13 protein-coding genes and 1 other annotated feature are annotated in these 14,653 nt (G+C 44.9%); of the genes, 3 read left to right on the top strand and 10 right to left on the bottom strand.

What is annotated here, in order from left to right; genetic code table 11:
• Positions 1-109: 109 nt before the first annotated feature.
• Positions 110-511: a secondary thiamine-phosphate synthase enzyme YjbQ gene (locus TCA2_RS23345; protein ID WP_047914009.1), complete on the top strand. Its 402-nt coding sequence runs from the start codon at positions 110-112 to the stop codon at positions 509-511.
• 112 nt (positions 512-623) lie between these two features.
• Here the strand turns inward: TCA2_RS23345 and TCA2_RS23350 are convergent, their stop codons facing one another.
• The 6 genes from TCA2_RS23350 to TCA2_RS23375 all read right to left on the bottom strand — a co-directional run bounded on the left by TCA2_RS23350 (position 624) and on the right by TCA2_RS23375 (position 7,001).
• Complete coding sequence (locus TCA2_RS23350; RefSeq protein WP_047914010.1) at positions 624-1,046, bottom strand: hypothetical protein; 423 nt, start codon at positions 1,044-1,046, stop codon at positions 624-626.
• A gap of 255 nt (positions 1,047-1,301) precedes the next feature.
• A complete protein-coding gene (locus TCA2_RS23355; protein WP_047914011.1) occupies positions 1,302-1,739 on the bottom strand; it encodes a MarR family winged helix-turn-helix transcriptional regulator in 438 nt (145 codons plus the stop codon).
• 126 nt (positions 1,740-1,865) lie between these two features.
• Entirely contained in the window at positions 1,866-2,897 is a 1,032-nt protein-coding gene (locus tag TCA2_RS23360; protein ID WP_047914012.1) for an NADH:flavin oxidoreductase/NADH oxidase, read from the bottom strand.
• Positions 2,898-3,207: 310 nt separating this feature from the next.
• Complete coding sequence (locus TCA2_RS23365) at positions 3,208-4,890, bottom strand: glutamine--tRNA ligase/YqeY domain fusion protein (protein ID WP_047914013.1); 1,683 nt, start codon at positions 4,888-4,890, stop codon at positions 3,208-3,210.
• Positions 4,891-4,978: 88 nt separating this feature from the next.
• Positions 4,979-5,249: a binding site (T-box leader), on the bottom strand.
• Between the two features lie 29 nt (positions 5,250-5,278).
• A complete protein-coding gene (locus tag TCA2_RS23370) occupies positions 5,279-6,115 on the bottom strand; it encodes a class I SAM-dependent methyltransferase (RefSeq protein ID WP_238546500.1) in 837 nt (278 codons plus the stop codon).
• 109 nt (positions 6,116-6,224) lie between these two features.
• Positions 6,225-7,001: a hypothetical protein gene (locus TCA2_RS23375; protein ID WP_047914014.1), complete on the bottom strand. Its 777-nt coding sequence runs from the start codon at positions 6,999-7,001 to the stop codon at positions 6,225-6,227.
• Positions 7,002-7,363: 362 nt separating this feature from the next.
• On the opposite strand from TCA2_RS23375, the gene TCA2_RS23380 reads away from it, so the two are divergent.
• On the top strand, positions 7,364-8,119 hold the full coding sequence (locus TCA2_RS23380) for a DeoR/GlpR family DNA-binding transcription regulator (RefSeq protein ID WP_047914015.1): 756 nt from the start codon (positions 7,364-7,366) through the stop codon (positions 8,117-8,119).
• A gap of 56 nt (positions 8,120-8,175) precedes the next feature.
• On the opposite strand, the gene TCA2_RS23385 is transcribed toward TCA2_RS23380, so the two are convergent.
• The 4 genes from TCA2_RS23385 to TCA2_RS23400 all read right to left on the bottom strand — a co-directional run bounded on the left by TCA2_RS23385 (position 8,176) and on the right by TCA2_RS23400 (position 13,545).
• The gene (locus TCA2_RS23385) at positions 8,176-9,744 is read right to left on the bottom strand and encodes a YcdB/YcdC domain-containing protein (RefSeq protein WP_047914016.1); all 1,569 of its coding nucleotides are present in this window, start codon (positions 9,742-9,744) and stop codon (positions 8,176-8,178) included.
• 169 nt (positions 9,745-9,913) lie between these two features.
• Entirely contained in the window at positions 9,914-11,104 is a 1,191-nt protein-coding gene (locus TCA2_RS23390) for an MFS transporter (RefSeq protein ID WP_047914017.1), read from the bottom strand.
• Between the two features lie 35 nt (positions 11,105-11,139).
• The gene (locus TCA2_RS23395; RefSeq protein ID WP_047914018.1) at positions 11,140-11,586 is read right to left on the bottom strand and encodes a MarR family winged helix-turn-helix transcriptional regulator; all 447 of its coding nucleotides are present in this window, start codon (positions 11,584-11,586) and stop codon (positions 11,140-11,142) included.
• 201 nt (positions 11,587-11,787) lie between these two features.
• Entirely contained in the window at positions 11,788-13,545 is a 1,758-nt protein-coding gene (locus TCA2_RS23400; RefSeq protein WP_238546501.1) for a glycoside hydrolase family 2 protein, read from the bottom strand.
• 172 nt (positions 13,546-13,717) lie between these two features.
• On the opposite strand from TCA2_RS23400, the gene TCA2_RS23405 reads away from it, so the two are divergent.
• Positions 13,718-14,620 carry a transcriptional regulator gene (locus TCA2_RS23405; RefSeq protein WP_047914020.1) on the top strand — a complete coding sequence of 301 codons (903 nt, stop codon included), beginning with the start codon at positions 13,718-13,720 and terminating at the stop codon, positions 14,618-14,620.
• The last annotated feature ends 33 nt before the right edge of the window (positions 14,621-14,653 follow it).

A 14,653-nucleotide genomic window follows, 5' to 3' on the forward strand; every position in this document is an offset into this window, starting at 1 on the left:
CGATTGAATCAATTTATAAATCATTAAAAAGGTAGTATGGAATTGTTGCGCTCATACGAGACAAGGGTACAATATGTAAGTATAGATTAATGATTGCTGGAGGGATTACATGCTGCAAAAATTGACGCTGAAAACATTCAACAGAGATGAAATGCGGGATGTTACGGAGGAAGTGAAAGCCGCTGTTGCGAAGAGTGGTATCACTGACGGGATTGCAATTATTTATAGTCCTCATACTACCGCAGGAATTACCATTAATGAAAATGCTGACCCCGATGTCAAGCACGATGTGCTGCTCCGACTTGATGAAGTATACCCATGGAATCATCCCAAGTACTTGCATGCCGAAGGAAACACGGCTTCTCACTTGAAGGCAATAACGACGGGAACCTCGCAGACGGTCATTGTTCAGAATGGCAGATTGGTTCTAGGCCGCTGGCAAGGTATTTACTTCTGTGAATTTGACGGTCCCCGAGATCGGGAATACTATGTGAAGACGATGGAAGGCTGACTTCCAGACACAAAAACCGGCTTAGGAATAGGACATTCCAAGCCGGTTTTTGTTTATTACAGTACATCTAATCCATCTGTTCTGAAATGCACTGTCCTACTTCTGTTGTTTATTAATCCGAGTACAGCTGCCCATTGAACGTTTCCGGACCTACCCGAATCGTCCCAAGCAAGTTGGCAGCCACAAAGGCAGAATACGTAAGCTGCGGCTCAATTGGCGGGTTAAAATCCGTAGCCGTGAAATTAATAATTTGCGGAGCAAGCAAGCTTAAATCAAAGGTTGATGTGGCTGAATATACGACAGGATCGGTTGATAGAGTTCCTCTGACCACCGTTATTGTAACCCCAGCAAGCGCGAGTGGGAGCTGTAATCCAATGGTTCCACTGAATACCACACGCGGGTTCGTGCCGACACCTGCTGTCTGTAAGCCAATCTGTCCAAACAGCTGGGGCGTCCCGATGACTAGAATCGGTATAGCAATCGAGTTGGATGTGCTCGCATTTTGAGAAGTTCTTGAATCGATGAACTGAGCCATTTCTCACTACCTCCTGACAAGAATCGTTAACATATCCTATGTCAGCAGTTCATCATTCAGTACATTTTCCCTAGTAGTCCGGGCACATTTCATTATATATCAGGAATCTATTACGGCGAGATTGGATCCCACTTCTTCTATAAGCATGTCCTTTATTTTAACGCTTGGTTGATGTATATGTTGCCTTCTGCCACAAAAAAACAAGCCTGGAAGGCAAACTGCCTTCCAGGCTTGCATCTCGTTACTGCATCATTATTAACGATCCTGCTTAACACGAAGTAGAGATTCGAGCAACCCTTTTAGATCCGTATCCGGTAAGGCCTTGATTAGTACTTCATTAAAGGTATGAAACGCTCGGTTCACTTTCTCCTGGCCGATATCTGTAAGTGAAGTGTACACACTTCTCCGGTCTTCCTCACATGCTGATCTTCTCAGGGCACCGCATCCTTTGGCCTCAAAGCGGGCCACAAATCTAGACATGGCGCTCTGGCTAAGTCCTACCATCGACTCCAGCTGCTGCAGCTTCAGTCTTTTTTGCGGAGCTTGAGATAAGAAGTACAACATATAAAATTCATTTAATGACAGATCATGTTTAGCCTGCAATGACTGATCAAGCAGACTCTCTATATTCATTTGGATGTGAGTCAGTGATAACCAGCTCGTTATAAGGTCATGCTCTTGATTCATGTCCATAAGTAATTCCCCTCGGCTTCATAAGATGAATCTCTAACAATAATGCTACTACTTATCATCTTATTATAACAAACAACTTCAGATTACAGAAGTTCGATTCATCCTGATAAAAGCCAGAGAGAGAGTTTAGCCTAACCGGAATCCGCCTGCGTATTGTCTTGGGACATCTGTTTGTTTACGCAGAGATTCGGCAGCAGTTAAAGGCCAGTACGGATTCTTAAGCATCCCTCTGCCTACAGCAACCAGATCAGCATCCTCATTACCGATCACGGAATTGGCTAATGCCGGCTCATCCAGTCTACCAACAGCAATGACTGGAACATTCAAGCCCTGCTTAATTGCTCTGGCAAGCGGCACCTGATAAGCCGTATGAGTGCCTGGTCGTCCATCCGCACCAATAGGACCTTCTCCTCCAGAGCTTACATGGAACATGTCAACGCCTGCTTCTTTGTAGGCCTTGCTGAATTCAAGACTCTCCTTAATGCCATATCCGCCCTTCACATATTCTTTAGCGGAGATCCGCATGATGAGCGGCATATCCTCCGGCATTTCACTCTTCACCGCACGGATAATCTCCACACCGAATTTCGTCAGATCCTGACCATATTCATCCGTTCTTCTGTTCGTGAGCGGGGAATGGAATTGATGGATCAGGTAGCCGTGTGCACCGTGAAGCTCGATAACATCCACACCTGCCTGTACGGCACGGCGAACAGCAAGTCTGAATTTCTCCACCATCCCCTTCACTTCCTCAGTAGAAAGCTCACGCGGGGTCTTGGATTGTTCGTCAAAAGCAATAGGTGAAGGAGCAACCGGCACCTCTGCATCCTCTGCTTTACGACCCGCATGGGCGATCTGAATACCTACCTTTGCTCCGTATTTGTGTGCATCCTCTACAATACGAGCCAATGGCGCTACCTGTTCATCTGACCACAGACCGAGGTCATAGTCACTAATTCTTCCGTCGGGCTCTACATCGGTCATCTCAATGATGATCAGTCCGGTTCCGCCAATAGCTCGACTGACATAGTGTGTGTGATGCCAATCATTCACTACGCCATCTTTTTTGGTAACTGAATATTGACACATCGGAGGCAGGACAATTCTGTTCTTAAGCTCAAGCCCTTTAAGTTTATACTCGCTGAACATATCGATCATTTAACGTATCTCTCCTTTGAATATATAGGATTTAAGTTAGAAGCTTTACCAGCTGAATTCGATGACTATGATGCATGTGCATGCATGTATATTAACGGATTCGAATAGCTGTGTCAATGATAGGCCGTTCAAAATGCTTGAATTATGGCTGGGTATCACTCGAGGCCTCATTACATAGGTTGCTACATCTTCATGCTCATCATACGTGCAGACTACTGATGATCGAGATATTTAAAGTCCCTCTCCGCACAAATGAAGGCCGGGAAGGACTTTATCATGAATCTTATATAACTGAACAGCCAGACCAAGATCACTCCCGATTTTTCTTCCAACCATCCTTCAAAGCAACAATTCGATTAAAAACGATGCCCGCTGATTCAGGAGATTTGGGATCTACACTGAAATAGCCGTGCCGTATAAATTGATACGTCTCATCTTGAGCTGCCGAATTGATCATCGGTTCAATCCATGCATTCATAACTGCCATCGAGTGAGGATTAACCAGCTCTTCCCAATGATTATCAGATTCAGCAATAACCGCGTCCTCTTTAAGCAAATGGTCGAACAATCGGACTTGTGCCTTCTCCGCATGGGATGCAGATACCCAGTGTATGGTCGATTTTACTTTTCTGCCATTATAGCCGGTTCCGCTCTTGGTCTCTGGGTCATACGTACAATGAAGCTCTATCATTTCCCCGGTGTCCATATCCTTTATGACAGACTCACATCGAATATAATATGCTCCTTTTAAACGAACTTCTTGTCCGGGAGATAATCTAAAATATCCTTTCATCGGATGCTCCATAAAATCTTCTCTCTCAATAAACACTTCTCGTGAAAATGGAACCTCCCGCTCACCTAATTGCTCATTCGTTTCATTGTTTTTGATTGGAAGCATCTCTACCTCCCCTTCAGGATAATTCGTGATGACCACTTTCAGGGGATCTAGCACAGCCATGACACTGATCGCTCTGCCCTTCAGATCCTGACGAATAAAATGATCCAGCATAGCCGATTCTACAGTGCTGTTCTGACGAAGCATGCCCACCTCGGTCATAAACCGAAAAATACTCCCCGGAGACACACCTCTTCTGCGATAAGCCATCAGAGTTGGAAGCCTTGGATCATCCCAGCCATCAACGAATCCACCTTCAACCAGCTCTCTCAAATACCGTTTGCTCGTCACTTGACCCGTAAGATTCAATCGTCCGAATTCTCTTTGCTTTGGAGGCTCCGGTATTTCCAGCTCCTCCAGCACCCACTCATACAACGGGCGATGCTCCTTGAACTCTGCCGAGCACAGCGAATGGGTAATCCCTTCGATGGCATCTTGTATCGGATGGGCAAAATCATACGTTGGGTAAATACACCATGCCGTCCCTGTACGGTAATGCGGAGCATGAATGATCCGATATAATACTGGATCTCTAAGTGTGATATTGGGTGAGGACATATCTATCTTCGCACGCAGCACCTTGGCTCCACTCTCAAATTCCCCTTTCCTCATTTGCTCAAACAAATTTTTGTTCTCTTCTACTGAGCGCTCCCGATACGGACTATTCTTGCCGGGCTCTGTAAGTGTGCCCCTGTGTTCTGTTAGTTGTTCTGGATTTAGATCACATACATATGCCTTTCCTTTACTGATCAAAGTAACCGCTGCCTCATAGATTCGCTCAGAATAATCCGAGCCATAATACGCCTTAGGTGAGAGACCAAGCCAGCGGAGATCCTCCTCTATCGCTTGAACATATTTCAGATCTTCCTTGAGCGGGTTCGTATCGTCAAAACGAAGATTAAATACACCGTCAAAATGCTTCGCAATCGACGAATTGACATGAATCGCATATGCGCTTCCAATATGCAGGTACCCATTTGGCTCTGGAGGAAACCGCGTATTGATTGATCTGTTATAGACCCCGTCCTCCACATCTTGCTGAATCAGACTGGTTAAAAAATCACTTGTAGCTTCCTTTTTGTGCTCTGCTTCTTTCATTGTACATTGCCTCCTCCGGATTGAAACCATTTCGTAACTTCATCAACAGGTGAATAAAACAAAAAAATCCCGCCTCCAAGACATCTGTCTTGGGGACGAGATTTGATCAACCGTGCTGCCACCCCTGCTTCATGAATACATCACTGTATCCACCTCTTCAAGTACGGCATAATGCCCTGGCAATATACTTATACTCTAGCTCTATAACAGGAGCTCCTGTCACACCATCGCCTTAAATCCCAGGTTCCGATGCGCTGCTCAGAGGCTTGATTCAACGGCAGACTTCCTGCTCCTTCTCAGCTTCCGGAGCTCTCTGATGAGGAATTCTGTTCATTTACTCTTCTCTTCATCGCGTTTATTCATCCATTAATTTTTATAATAATAGCACTTAGAATGCCGAATGTAAACCAGATCCATACGTATCTAGTTCCTTTTCCTTCTGACATACATAGATTAGTTCCGGTTTGCTGTCCACAGGCGGGTTCTCTTCCCAGTCACCATAGAGCTCAATCACTCGAAATCCGTGTCGGGCGAGCAGCCGCTCCATTTCCATCGGATACGTATATCGCAGCTGGATCGTCGTTCTAAGCTCGTTCTCAATCGTTAGATCATCCTGTTTCGTTTTTCGAACAATAATATAATTCTGTACTTGAGTCAGTGCATCGTAATGACTAGTCGTAAATACATCCACTTGTTTTCCGTCATCCGTTACATAGGTTCTCCAGTACTCTTCCTCAGCAGGCTGCAGCAGCTCTTCCGCACTCGGAAACCGGGTATTGAATAGGAATACACCGCCTGACTTCAAATGAGCAGCTACAGACCGCAGCAGCTTATCCTGTGCTTCGTTCGTCAGAAAATGCTGAAAGGCATTGCCCACCATATAAATCATCGAGCTCTTCATATCCAGTTCCAGCTCTTCACAATTCTGCAGTTCAAACCGGATATCCGTGTGCTCTTCCTCTGCTTTGAGCTTCGCTCTCTCCAGCATCCCTTCGTGTACATCCACACCAATAACGGAATAACCTTTATCAGCGAGAGGAATAGCCGTACGTCCTGTGCCACAGGCCAGATCAATAAGAGTGCCTCCCATTAAAGATGCCCATTTCTCAATCAATGCAAAATCACCATCAAATTCGTCATTTTCCATGTCATACATGATTGGATCACTATACTCTTCCAAATTCGGTGAATGCTTATGAATACTTAAGCCCTTCTTCATGTCCATATTCAGCTTCCTCTTTTTAACCCATTTTTAATATTGGAATGAATTGCAAAATACTGACATTAAGAATAACGTTTTTTGATGGTGATTTCAAATGTACTCCTATCGAGCTCTACAACAACAGCTGAGTCAGCACATGAATGCCCTGGTCCAGCACCAGTTTGGTCTCCGTACGCTGTACATGATCGATTAGCGTAATTGGCATAAGTCCTGTCTCAGTCTCAGCTTCATTTAATGGGTCTGATTCGATTCGGATTGCATATCTCGGTGTGAGCTCATTTAATATCTCGTTCGAGTATATTGTTCTGACTGTAATACCTGCCCCCTCAAGCTCAGCCGCCGCTCTGGATGCAGCAGTACTCGACTCAGGCGCAGCAAGCAGCGAGATCAGCTCAGCCTGCTTCGTACAATTCGTCACTACCTGTTCCACTCTCAACTTCTCTATAGCTTGAAGGTCAATATTTAATTTCACCGCGGAATCCGAAGCTTTTGAAACGTACACAGACCGGGCAAGCAAGCTCTCACCTTGATCGTTAAAGATAGTGTAGATTACTATTTCTTCATCTCTGCTCTGTACCTCTATCTCTGAATCCGTTAGAAGAAGATGGGCGATTCCTGTTTTCTCGAAGGTCATTTCAGCTTCTTCAGCAGAGATTCCAGCTCTACGAAGCCACTCGGTATTCCACTCCAGCTGAACAGGTATACCTAAGTGATCAAACAAATTGAGAGCTGCGACAAGCAGCTGTGCTTCTGCTTCATATCCCGCTTGTTTCGATATAGTGAGTGAGCAGGAGCGCTCCTTGAATCCGAATTTTTCCATTTCCTCATTTATAGTCGTTTGTCGTTCATTTCTTGGATGGGTTAATTCATTCCATTTCATCGATTGCATCTGTTTCACCGTCTCCCTTCATTTGGCAAAAATAAAAAACGCGCCGGACCCCATTGGTCCTGCGCGTTTCATCTATGCCGCAGGGGGGCCGAACGCGAAATGCGTTAGCCCACCTGTGAATAACGTAACAGGTGTGCTAACGCAGATTAAAATGATAATATGGTTGTAAGCGAGATAATTTCATGAATTTCAATCTCCTTCAACAGGACAAATTTAAGTTGTTACTGATTATATATGATGCGGCTGAGGTCTGCAACATATATTTAGAGTCCATTTATGTACTTTCAAGAGCTTATTGTCTTATAATAAATTCTAGTAATAAGTCAGGTACCATGCATAACAGCATGGGGAAAGGAGTCCGCATGCTTGCAGCAGAAAGACGACAATACATTATGGACATTGCACAGAATGATAAACGTGTGCTGGTGTCGGAGCTTAGCCAGAAGTTCAATGTAACAGAAGAAACCATTCGGCGTGATCTGGAGAAGCTGGAGAAGGAAGGAATTTTGACCCGTACATATGGCGGAGCCATCATTAACAAACATACGAATGAAGACCTGCCTTTTGTAACTAGGCAGCGGGCCAATCTGGAGATCAAGCAAGCGATAGCCCGAAAGGCATTAAATTATATACACGACGGCGAGACATTAATGATGGACCCCAGCTCCAGTTCTATGGAGCTCATGAAGCTCCTTAAGCACCGAAGCCATTTAACAATTATAACGAATTCCGCCGTCTCCATGCATGAGCTGGCAAGCACAGGACACCAGATGATATCAACCGGGGGTACCCTGCGAGCATCCTCATTGTCTTTGACAGGCACGGTTGCACAGGATACCGTGCGCAAATATCACGTGGACAAGCTTATCTTGAGCTGTAAAGCTCTCTCGTTGAATAAAGGGATCATGGACTCCAATGAGCCGGAAAGTGAACTTAAGCGAACGATGCTTCAGCAGGCAGCTAAGGTGATTTTGCTCGCAGATCACACCAAATTTGATAAGACTGCCTTTGTTCAATTAGCCAGCTTCTCAAATATTGACATGCTCATCACTGACCAAGAGCCTGCCCCAGAATGGATTCAGCTTCTGCAGGATCAAGAGATTGAGCTTGTATATTAACACGTCAATCCGCCAATGCCTATGAACCATAATTCCGGCACTGGCGGACCTTTTTATTATTCTTTTCTATAAATCCATTCACCTGAGTTCGCATCTATATATACAGTACGTGTATGAAGGACCTCTGCCTCGCTCTTGTACTTCACCACAGGTTCATATACCAGCTTATATTCCTTCTCTCCCGTAGACGCGGTATGTAAGAACCATTTCAGCTGTACATCCAACTTCTGGCTATATCTTTGATACGCTTCCTCTGTCGTAAGCTTCGGTTGGTGCTCCACGGACATTAACTCTGTTATCAAATGTGGACTTATCCCCCGGTAGCTGCTAATTCGTCCGTTTCTTGTATTTACAACGATCATAACTTGCTCGTAAGCTACCTGAATACCGGACATAAATAAAGGGTAGAAGAAGAATTCCTTTTTACTCGGCTCCTCATTCTCCAGGTCGCTATCCATTTCTCTATGCAATAAAGCCCCATGCTCTGGAAAAACATCTGCAAGAAAAAGCTCGGCGATCTCCCTGCAAGCTGACCTGCCAAGCGCCTCCTGCAATGTCTCCGTTTCCCCTTCCTGTTCAAATGCATGAAATGCTAGAAGGCGGCTTGTGTTTTTATCAATGGAGAGCTTGCAAGAATAAATCATCCGGTCGAATATTTTGCCCCATCTATGTTTAAAGTAAGCTTCTGTCTGAAGCGGGTTTGGTTCTTGAGCAGCGTCTTGATCCATTTCTCTATTCTGGTTCCTTAATGCATATAAACAGCGGATCTCTCCTTCTTCATCCTTCATTTCTTCCCGCTCAAAAATGGACAAATCTATCCCTAAACGTTCCTCCCACTTCTTAAGCGCGGAATCTATAGAATCAGACACAGTCTCGCATTGAAGTTTCAGTTCAGTGAAGGATTCATCACCTGCTTGTACCATAGGCTCACTTCTAGGCAATCTATAATGATCTTTATCGAATAGATCCTCACCCGTAACTGCACAGATGATTTGTCGTTCAGGAACTGCGGTGTATACAAGCTTAAATGTGGAGTCTGAGCCTTGGTAATCATATATCGTCGAATAAAAATATTGAATTCTTAGCTCCATGTCAAATGCGCTCAACAGATTCGCTCTAATCATGTCGGGTTCGATCACCTCATGGGGCCAATGAGGGATTGCTGCGGAAATAGACTTATTACCTTCAAATCTAAATCTGAATAAGTCCAAGTCTCTGGTAAAAATAAACTCGCAGCCCGTATGAGGGAGTGGAAGGCCTCCGATCTGCAGTCTATAATCCACCTTCACTTTATCCTCAATATATTTTATTTCGTTAAACATATAACGATCCGGTTCTTGTAAGTACTGCTCCAACATTTCCTGCGCCCTATCCTTTACACTTCTATCAGAAGGTGAGCTGAACGAAGACAGTTCTGCTTGTCTATCTTTTTGTAGTCTTAAAAGTTCCTTGCTGTGGAGATCCAAATCAACCTCAATGGTTTCCTCTACATTGTCAGAATTCTCCCACACAAATACCCGGTACTGTGCATTCTCCTTCGGTATACTATCCTCCATGACCAAAGTGTAATGCGTCGGTGGATCAGCATACTTCTCAGCAAGCCTGCGCAGATGATCGTAGTCCATATTTCATCCCTCCCATATATTAGAAGTCATCTTCCTCTTTCAATATACAGCATAGATGTACTAATATCACATATCACAAAAAACAGACCGTCCCGACATGCATCGGAACGATCTGTTTTTTTGCATAGCTCTGCACCCGTTCTACACCAGGACTCCCATCAACCTCGCCTCAGCCTCTAATTCGTACATCGGTTCTTGCCCGAAGTGCGAGAATAAAGCACAGGAATAAAATAATGCTTGCTGATATATACGGAAAGTTAATATTGATATCAAATAGGAATCCGGCGATCACTGGTCCGAGTACGTTACCCATACTCGTAAATGCCGAGTTAAGTCCAGCAATATAGCCCTGCTGCTCCATTGCCATCTTGGACATCTGGGTACTCAGCGTCGGTCTCAATATATCCATGGATAAAAATACGATAAAAGTAACGACGAGGATGAGCCAGTAGTTGTGCACGAACAGCGTCAAGATAATGAACAGTCCGGCAGCAAACAAACAGACGGCTACCACGTTCTTCTCTCCGAATTTATTTAGAATCCAGCTAAAGATCGTGACCTGCACCACTGCACCAGCTATTGAGCCAAATGTAATAATAATGGCAATATCCCGTGTCGTAAATCCAAACTTCTCATCGACGAACAAGCTGAATACCGTTTCATAATTGGCAAGTCCAAACGAAGCAACGAACACAATAATGAGTGCCAGGAAGTAGGGCTCACGATAAGAATAGCGCAGTTGAGTGAACAGGCTTTGACTCGGGAGCTTCACCACTTCCTCCTCGCTCTCCGTGCTGCGCTTGGATTCTGGCAGAACCAGCAGCGTAATTACCGCTGCCACCACACCTGCTGCGGCTGCTGCATAAAAAGGAACCCGGACGCCATATTCGGCCAGAAATCCACCAATCCCTGGACCGATAATAAATCCGGTTGTTATGGCCGCATTAATATATCCCATTCCCTTGGCCCGCTCTTCACCAGAAGTAACATCCGCCGTGTAGGCCATGACAGCAGGCATAATCAGCGCAGCCCCAATACCTCCCAGGAATCTGGCAAGGAAGAGAAGCAAGGCTGTATTCGACATTCCAAACATAAGCTCGGATATGGCGAAAATGACCATCCCGATGATAATAATTTTTTTACGGCCAAGTGCATCCGACATCCTCCCTGCAAGCGGCGAGAACAAGAACTGAGTCATTGAAAAGGCTGCGACAAGCAGCCCTACAATGCTTCCGCTCATGGATAGCTCCTTCATGAAGGTGGGCATGACCGGAACAACGAGTCCTATTCCTGTGAAAACGATAAATATATTTAGCATCAACAGGAGAATCGCTCCCCTGTTTCTTAACATCAGTGACATGTGTCTTAAGTCCTCCGTCAATATTCGTGTGTAGATTACATCTCTAGTTTGCTCTTCTTAATAATCTTGTTGATTTCTTCCATCGTTTCTGTCATTTGAATCAATTTAGGCAGGTCGATCTTCGAATAATATTTGTCAATCATCACCTGATCAATTTGTGCCAGCTTCGTAATAAACGACTGACCTTGCTCATCAAGCACGATAAAGGACTCTCTTCGGTTATCCGGGTTCACCTGCTTCAGAATCATCTTTTCCTGCTCAAGCTTGGTCAGGACCTGACTGACAGCACTTTTGGTAATGTCAAAAGCTTGTGATATCTCGTTCGCTGTAATTCGCTCGTGCTTGGATATATAGATGAGAATGACCTCCTGCTGAGAAGTCAGATTATAGTCATCTAAATCCTTCACTTCTTTAGTAATCAGTACATTAAACTCATCGAGCACCTGATTCATCCGTGTAACCACCTGGATATAATCATTCATGTATTTAATATCAGCCCCTTTGCAGAGGATTCGGCTAACTTCCTCTTATGATTAAAAATTGACATCACAAGTACAGTTTAGTTCAGTTAACTAAACTGTACTAAACCAATATAGAGACACTTTGGAAACTTGTCAATGAATATTGATGGCATTGTACAATAAACCGGATGATCACGATGGATCATCCGGTTGTCGCACTTACTATGCTTTACCCAGCACGATTGCTTTAATCGTCTCCAGCGGCAGCTTAGGCACCCGATCATAAGTGAGTAGTCCGTTGATCTCTTGCTCCACATCTGTAAGCTGTGTATAACAGAAGCCCTGTACTACACTTGAACGATGCAGCGGATCAATGACAGCCTGAAGGCGGGCCGCATAATCTTCATCATTCTCTGCACCAGAGTATCCCCAGCCCTCCCACTCACTCTTCTTATATGCAATGCCTCCAAATTCACTGACTAGAACCGGCTGCCCTTCATAAGGAAATCCCGTAACTGCCAGTTCCCTATTAGAAGGTCTTGAAGCCAGCACACGATCGATTGTCCGGTAACGCTCCTCTAATACTTCTTTACGCCATTCATAATCATGAATGTTAAACAGATCGGTCTTCGTCATTTCCCAGCCGTCATTCGAGACGACCAATCTCGTCGGATCCAGCGATTTCGTCAAATAGTACATCGCCAGCGCATGATATTGCTGCTGTTTATTGGCCCATATATTCGGGACCCCCCAGCTCTCGTTCAAAGGAACCCAGCCGATGATTGAAGGGTGATTATAATCTCGTTCAATCGATTCCTGCCACTCCTTCGTAAACCGCTCCACATATTGCTCAGAGAATTCATAAGCATTCGCCGCTTCACTATACACGAGAAGTCCAAGCTTGTCGCACCAGTATAAGTATCTGGGATCTTCCAGCTTCTGATGCTTCCGTGCGCCATTGAAGCCCATAGCTTTCGTTAACTCTACATCCTGTTTAATCGCTGCATCGCTAGGAGGTGTAAGATTTCCATCCGGAAAATAACCTTGGTCCAGAACCAGTCTTTGAAAATACGGCCTGTTGTTCAGACACAGCTGTCCGTTCTCAATCGAGATCTTCCTCATACCGAAGTAGCTCTCCACTTGATCTACTACGCTTCCATCCTGAAGCAGCTCGAAGGTCACGTCGTACAAGTTCGGGTTCTCCGGTGTCCACCATCCGCCAAGTCCGTGATCGTTAAAGTCATGAAGCTGTATGGATCTGGTTTCACTGGCTGCAGTGACAAGGCACTGATCCTCTGCAATCAGCTTGCCTTTGAATTCGATACGAGTCTTGAGGTATTGCCGTGTCTTCAATTCAGAACGCTCAATAAACGCTTTGATCTCAATCTGTTTCCGATCAATATCCGGGGTCATACGCACTTTGGCAATGTAAGAAGGAGCTACCGGCTCCAGCCAAACCGTCTGCCAAATGCCGGTGGTACGTGTGTAAAAAATGCTCGCTGAATCCTGCAGCCAATACTGTTTCCCACGCGGAAGCGTCACATCTGTACTGTAATCCTGTGCTCGAACGACCACTTCATTCTTCCCATCTTGGATAAAAGGTGTAATATCTGCGCTAAACGGTGTATGTCCTCCGGAGTGTGTCATCGCCAAACTTCCGTTAATCCAAACAGAGGCCTCGTAATCCACGGCACCGAAATGCATTATGATGTGCTTCCCTTTATAATGGTCAGGCAGCTGAAATGACCTGCGATACCATACTAGATCATGAAAATCAGATTCGGCTATCCCGCTCAGCTTACTCTGATAAGCAAATGGTACTTGAATCCGCTTGGAGTACTTCTCTTGTCTCTCCCACCACTTCTCCTCGTCACCCTGCGCCTGATCATCAAATTCAAACTCCCACTCTCCATTAAGATTAAGCCATTCCTTACGTATGAACTGAGGTCTTGGATAATCATTTCTATAACATTCTGACATGGTCTCTGCCTCCATTAGTTAATTAATAAGTTAATTAAAATATCCTAAACGAAACTTTACACAATCAAAATTATGCACCCTATGTATGAAAACGTCAACAATAAGTTGATTGATTAACTTCAAAGTTATATAATTTGATCAAAATGATACTGATGCAGAGGATAAACGACCTATGAATATTCGTGTAAGTTCTGAGCATTTCCCCTTTCTTGAAGCTTTTGCTTCGGAAACGCGAGTTAAAATTATCGAGATGCTGAATGAAAAGCCTCGAAACATTAAAGATATGGCCGCTGAGCTGTCGCTATCGTCAGCCATGATCACCAAGCATATTCAGAAGCTGGAAGAGGCCGGAATTGTGGGTACCGAAAGCTTGTCCGGAGCACGTGGAAGGCAGAAGATATGCCGGCTTATCCAGGACTCAGTCACCCTGCAATTCACCTCACCGGTAAGCACAGATCGCAGCGGTTACTCGGTCAGTATTCCTGTAGGTCAATATACTCGCTATCAAGTCAACCCGACCTGCGGACTGGCTTCCGAGAGCGGCCTCATCGGCATGATGGACGATCCGCGTTATTTCGCCGATCCTGACCATGTAATGGCCAAGCATCTATGGTTTGGCACCGGTTATGTTGAATATTCCATCCCCAACTATTTGGTAGGCGATCAAGCGATCAAGAGCCTTAGTATGACTCTTGAGATTTGTTCGGAAGCCCCTGGGTATAGTGAAGATTGGCCCTCGGATATTACATTTTATATTAACGATACCGAGCTGGGCACCTGGACGTGTCCTGGAGACTACGGTCATGCGCCTGGTGTATTCACCCCTGGATGGTGGACACTCGGAACACAACACGGCTTATTAAAAACAGTGATGCTCCGAGCAGAAGGAACCTTCCTGGATGGGATTCGGCTGTCGGATATAACTGCGAAGCAGCTAAATATTAAAAAAGGAGACGAGATCCGTCTTCGGATCGAGTGCAGGCAGAACTCCGAGCACCCCGGAGGAATCAGCTTGTTCGGATCAGGATTTGGCAACTACAATCAGGATATTGATATTCATGTCTTATATGAGTGACAAAGAAGCAGCAGAGCCTATGATTGTTCATCA

This window comes from Paenibacillus sp. TCA20 (genome assembly GCF_000732325.1).
GTDB classification, from domain to species: Bacteria; Bacillota; Bacilli; order Paenibacillales; family Paenibacillaceae; genus Paenibacillus; species Paenibacillus urinalis.